General features: G+C 42.9%; 7 protein-coding genes. All 7 read right to left on the bottom strand.

Annotated features, from left to right (window positions below; translation table 11 throughout):
- Positions 1-225: stringent starvation protein B (locus A3761_RS12475; RefSeq protein WP_231881218.1), on the bottom strand; the 225-nt coding region annotated here is incomplete at its 3' end.
- A gap of 32 nt (positions 226-257) precedes the next feature.
- Positions 258-887, bottom strand: coding sequence for a glutathione S-transferase N-terminal domain-containing protein (locus A3761_RS12470; protein WP_068516402.1), 630 nt, complete (start codon positions 885-887; stop codon positions 258-260).
- Between the two features lie 168 nt (positions 888-1,055).
- Positions 1,056-1,814, bottom strand: coding sequence for a cytochrome c1 (locus A3761_RS12465; RefSeq protein WP_068553551.1), 759 nt, complete (start codon positions 1,812-1,814; stop codon positions 1,056-1,058).
- Entirely contained in the window at positions 1,814-3,025 is a 1,212-nt protein-coding gene (locus A3761_RS12460) for a cytochrome bc complex cytochrome b subunit (RefSeq protein ID WP_068516409.1), read from the bottom strand. The genes A3761_RS12465 and A3761_RS12460 overlap by 1 nt, the downstream gene beginning before the upstream one ends.
- Positions 3,025-3,618 carry a ubiquinol-cytochrome c reductase iron-sulfur subunit gene (gene petA / locus A3761_RS12455; protein WP_068516412.1) on the bottom strand — a complete coding sequence of 198 codons (594 nt, stop codon included), beginning with the start codon at positions 3,616-3,618 and terminating at the stop codon, positions 3,025-3,027. The genes A3761_RS12460 and petA overlap by 1 nt, the downstream gene beginning before the upstream one ends.
- A 298-nt stretch (positions 3,619-3,916) precedes the next feature.
- On the bottom strand, positions 3,917-4,309 hold the full coding sequence (rpsI, locus tag A3761_RS12450; RefSeq protein ID WP_068507251.1) for a 30S ribosomal protein S9: 393 nt from the start codon (positions 4,307-4,309) through the stop codon (positions 3,917-3,919).
- Positions 4,310-4,321: 12 nt separating this feature from the next.
- The gene (gene rplM, locus A3761_RS12445; RefSeq protein WP_068516415.1) at positions 4,322-4,750 is read right to left on the bottom strand and encodes a 50S ribosomal protein L13; all 429 of its coding nucleotides are present in this window, start codon (positions 4,748-4,750) and stop codon (positions 4,322-4,324) included.
- Positions 4,751-4,913 lie beyond the last annotated feature (163 nt).

The following is a 4,913-nucleotide window of genomic DNA, read 5'->3' as shown; positions in this document are numbered from 1 at the left end:
CGGAACGCCACCAAAACGCGCTCGAAAACTAATAGCCTCTCCATCAATTAACAGCTCATTAACCGCACCAGGACTAATATTGAGTATAATTTGCCCATTCGTGACATAGTCTTCTGGGACACTTACACCCTGGATACCGGCATCAACGACGATATACGGCGTCATGTCGTTATCCAAAATCCAATCATTTAGTGCTCGAACCAGATATGGCCGACTTGGAGTCATTCCGCTCACCCCTTTACTCATTATTTAGCGACTTAGTGTCGCATTTCTTTTTCTAGTTCAGACAAGCTAGCTTGAAAGGACTCACGCTGAAATATACGATCCATATACTTCGAAATCGGTTTTGCCTGGACATCATCTAACTCAATTCCCATTACCGGTAAACGCCACAACAAGGCAGAAACACAGCAATCGACAATGGTAAACTCTTCACTCATGAAGTAAGGCATTTCTGAAAAAATCGGCGCTGTAGCAATCAGGCTTTCTTTCAATTCCTTACGATACTCATTCGCCTTCGCAGCATGCGGATCAGCAAGAATTGCATCAGCCAGACGACTCCAATCTTTACGGATTCGGTACATCATCAAGCGGCTTTGCGCTCGAGCAACCGGATATACTGGCAACAAAGGAGGGTGCGGAAAGCGCTCATCCAAGTACTCCATCATAATATCCGACTCATAAAGTACTAAGTCGCGGTCAACCAAAGTAGGCAAGTCATTGTATGGATTATGATCAGAAAGCTCAGCAGGCTTGTTATCTGGGTCAACGTTAACAACGTCAACTGCGACACCTTTTTCCGCTAAGACTATTCTTACCCGGTGACTGTAATGGCTCTCACCATCAGAAAAAAACGTCATGGACGAACGTTTGGTCACAACACCCATATACTTACCTCAACCTTTAAATCAGATTTACTGCACTGATAGCACAGTTTTAAATTTGGGCAGAATTATACACGATTTACAAGCCAGTCGTGAAAATTCTCTTGGATAGAAACAAAAAAAGCCCTCCATGCCTACACATGGACGGCTTTTATTCTTCTTTCTAGCTAACTAGTGAATATCTCTCCAATACTCTTTGTTCAAGAAGTATGCAAAAACAAACAAAAACGCTAGGAATATAAGAACATTTCGGCCAAGTGCCTCACTTTGAAGCCTAGAAGGCTCACCAACATATTCTAAAAAGTTAACCAGATCATAGATCGCTTCGTCATATTCAGCAGGACTCAAGCTTCCTTCTGTCGCATATTCAGAACAACCACTACTCTTAACAATATTTCCGCTTAATGGATCAACAACAGGCTCAACACCTAACTCTGGCGCGACAGCACAAACACCCTGCAAACCAGCTAGTACGTGCGGCATACCCACATCTTTGAAAATTACGTTATTCACACCATAAGGGCGCTTTGAATCGGCGTAAAATCCACGCAAGTAGTTATATATCCAATCAGGACCACGCAAACGAGCACTCAAAGTCAAATCAGGCGGAGCACTACCAAACCAAACCTTTGCCTGATCTTCAGCCATGGAAATTTCCATTAACTGGCCGATCTTGGTATCACCTACGAGAATATTTTCTTCAAAAATATCATGAGGAATTCCTAAATCATCAGCAGCACGCTCATAACGAGCGTACTTCATTGAGTGGCAAGCAAAACAGTAGTTCACAAATAAAGATAAACCATTCTGTAAAGACTCATTATCTGAAATGTCTGTTTTGATGTGATCCATAGGCGCTGCAGGTCCACCTGCAGCAAAAGCACCTAAAGAAATAACAGAACAGAAAACCGCAATTAATAAATGTTTCATTATCCTGTCACCCTCTCTGGAACTGGCTTGGTTTTTTCAATCTTTGTATACCAAGGCATTAATAAAAAGTAGGCAAAATACACAGCAGTCAAAATCTGCGCCCATAGCGTTCTTTCAGGCGTCGCAACAACAACACCTAAATAACCGAGTATAGAAAATGATACGACTAACAACGCTAGCGCAACTTTACTGATCCAGCCTTTATAACGAATAGACTTAACAGGGCTCTTGTCCAGCCAAGGCAAGACAAACAGAATTGCTATTGCAGCACCCATCACAACCACACCCAAGAATGCATCAGGTACAGCACGAAGCATTGCGTAGAATGGAGTAAAGTACCAAACAGGAGCAATATGATCAGGCGTTTTCAGCGGGTTTGCTGGTTCAAAGTTTGGCTTCTCGATAAAGTAACCACCCATCTCAGGGAAGAAGAAGACAACACCACAGAATACAAACAAGAAAACAACAATACCGACAATATCGTGCACACTATAGAAAGGATGGAAAGGAATACCGTCTTTTGGAATACCGTTTTCGTCTTTATTCTGCTTTATTTCGATACCATCTGGGTTATTCGAACCCACAGTATGTAAAGCTAATACATGCAGAACAACCAATGCCAAAATAACGATAGGCAATGCCACGACATGCAAAGCAAAGAAGCGGTTTAGCGTGATACCTGAAATCAGGTAATCACCACGAATCCACAAGGACAAATCCTCACCAATGTAAGGGATCGCGCCAAATAGGTTTACGATAACCTGAGCACCCCAGTAAGACATCTGGCCCCACGGTAACAAATAACCCATAAATGCTTCAGCCATCAAAGCTAAATAGATCGTCATACCGAAGATCCAGATAAGTTCTCTAGGCTTCTTATATGAACCATACATTAAGCCACGGAACATATGCAGATAAACCACAACAAAGAATGCTGAAGCGCCGGTGGAGTGCAAGTAACGCAGCAACCAGCCATATTCAACATCACGCATAATGTACTCAACCGATGCAAACGCACCTTCAGCACTTGGGTTGTAGCTCATAGTCAACCAAATACCAGTAAGAAGCTGGTTAACCAAAACAACCATTGAAAGCACACCAAAAATATACCAAACATTAAAGTTCTTTGGCGCGTAGTATTTACTCATGTGATTTTCGAATGCTTCAACAACAGGGAGGCGCTCGTCAATCCAGTTAATTAGCTTTTGCATTATGCCTGCTCCTCATCAACACCAATAACTACCGTTGCATCATCCAGGTACTTATAAGGAGGAATTTCCAAGTTCTTAGGTGCTGGAACCCCTTTATAGACTCGACCTGCCAAATCAAAACGAGAACCGTGACAAGGACAGAAAAAGCCACCTACCCAGTTAGCATCAAATTCTTGAGGCTTCACTTCTGGCACGAATTGTGGAGAACAACCTAGGTGAGTACAGATACCAACAATGACTGCATACTCAGGGCGCGAAGATCTAAACACCCCTTTAATATATTCAGGCTGCTGAGGTAACTCAGACTGAGGGTCTCGCAACTCATCAGACAGCTTTTCAATATTATCAAGCATCTCTTGAGTTCGACGAATAACCCAAACAGGTTTACCTCGCCACTCAACAGTCATTCTCTGACCTGGCTCCAACTTTCCAATGCTTGCTTTAACTGGCGCACCGGCAGCTTTTGCTTTTGCACTTGGATTCCAAGACGCAACAAACGGAACCGCTGCTCCAATTGCCCCTACCCCACCAACAACGGAGGTAGCACCGATTAAAAATCGGCGTCGGCCAGCATTAACGTCGCCATCACTCATATAGGCATCTCCCAATATTAACTACGTACCAATATTTACGTAGTAGTTTAGTTATGATGACCCAGCAACATCTACACCAGTATAAGTAACTTATACCTGCGTAAATAACGCCCAATCACTTTATCTTATCGACACTAGACTAAAATTTTAGACCGCGCACTTCAAAACCCACAGATAGTAATTAAATTGACCTGCCGCTTCAACAACTTTCGCTACAATATCCCTAATAAAAATAAGGATTAACATAAAAAAAAACGCCTGCCAGCATAACCGACAAGCGTTTCTTGAATAAGGCGTATTAACGCTTTGAGAACTGAGGCTTCTTACGCGCTTTGCGTAGACCAACCTTCTTACGCTCTACTGCACGCGCATCACGAGTAACCCAACCTGCTTCACGCAGTGCTGGACGCAACGTTTCGTCATACTCCATTAGAGCACGAGCAATACCGTGACGAATCGCACCAGCTTGACCAGTTGTACCACCACCTTTTACAGTGATTTTTACATCAAGCTTATCGGCCATCTCTACCAACTCTAGAGGCTGACGAACAACCATCTGAGCAGTCTTACGACCAAAAAACTGATCTAGTGCACGGCCATTGATCTCAATATTACCGCCACCAGATTTTAGAAATACGCGCGCCGCAGAAGTTTTACGACGACCAGTTCCATAATTATATGTAGTTGACATAATCGCCTTCCGTTAAATATCTAAAACTTGCGGTTGTTGTGCAGTATGAGGATGAACATCACCAGCATACACTTTTAGCTTTCTGAACATTTCACGACCTAGAGGTCCGCGTGGCAACATGCCTTTAACCGCACCTTGAATAGCACGCTCAGGAGCTTTATCGATCAATTTTTCGAAAGAAATCGACTTAAGACCACCGATATAACCAGTATGTCTGTGATAAATCTTATCTTTAGCCTTGTTACCTGTTACTGCAACTTTCTCTGCATTAACAACAACAATGTAATCACCTGTATCAACATGAGGTGTGTATTCTGGCTTATGCTTGCCCCTTAAACGGCTCGCAATTTCACTTGATAAGCGACCAAGTGTTTTGCCTGTAGCATCTACTACATACCAGTCACGCTTTACGCTTTCTGGCTTTGCACTTAACGTTTTCATTTATTCCGCCTTTAGCTCCAATGAGCCTTTACAAAATCCAAGTTCGATGGCAATTTCGCCATTCGGATGTCACGAATTATCGCGGTTTCACATATTGAGACGGGGCTGTACTCGCAAAGCTACACCGATAATTTTAGGGCGCGCAGTATAATATAATTAAACA

The sequence above is a fragment of the Oleiphilus sp. HI0123 genome, assembly GCF_001635315.1.
Note: the sequence above shows the minus strand (reverse complement) of the source record. Positions and strands in the feature narration are given on the sequence as shown.

Bases quoted from the DNA above. Each gene is read 5' to 3' on its own strand.
- A3761_RS12470 (WP_068516402.1), bottom strand. From the start codon at position 887: ATGGGTGTTGTGACCAAACGTTCGTCCATGACGTTTTTTTCTGATGGT.
- A3761_RS12465 (WP_068553551.1), bottom strand. From the start codon at position 1,814: ATGAAACATTTATTAATTGCGGTTTTCTGTTCTGTTATTTCTTTAGGT.
- A3761_RS12460 (WP_068516409.1), bottom strand. From the start codon at position 3,025: ATGCAAAAGCTAATTAACTGGATTGACGAGCGCCTCCCTGTTGTTGAA.
- petA (WP_068516412.1), bottom strand. From the start codon at position 3,618: ATGAGTGATGGCGACGTTAATGCTGGCCGACGCCGATTTTTAATCGGT.
- rpsI (WP_068507251.1), bottom strand. From the start codon at position 4,309: ATGTCAACTACATATAATTATGGAACTGGTCGTCGTAAAACTTCTGCG.
- rplM (WP_068516415.1), bottom strand. From the start codon at position 4,750: ATGAAAACGTTAAGTGCAAAGCCAGAAAGCGTAAAGCGTGACTGGTAT.